Raw genomic sequence first — 255 nt, forward strand, 5'->3', positions numbered from 1 at the left:
AGGTTCGATGATTTTATATCGAGCGGAATCGGCTACGGTGAATGCGACAGAAGGAGCAATCAATTCGAATACGGGTGGAACTTTGAATGTGACGGTCAGCGCAGCTGCCTTTAATAAATTGGCAGTAAGTTTGGCTAGTCCACAAATTAATGGAAGCAACTTTACAGGAACGAATACCTTAACGGCACAAGATGCTTTTGGGAATACGGTAACAACCTTTAGTGCTGCCACTACAAATGTGACAGTGACGTCCAC

The 255-nt window shown here is 44.3% G+C and carries 1 protein-coding gene; it reads left to right on the forward strand.

Annotation, left to right across the window (positions count from 1 at the left end; translation table 11 throughout):
• The coding region (locus ACST15_RS12565; RefSeq protein WP_459454999.1) for a hypothetical protein at positions 1 to 255 on the forward strand (255 nt) is incomplete at both ends.

The organism is Aquirufa sp. Wall-65K1 (assembly GCF_054558475.1).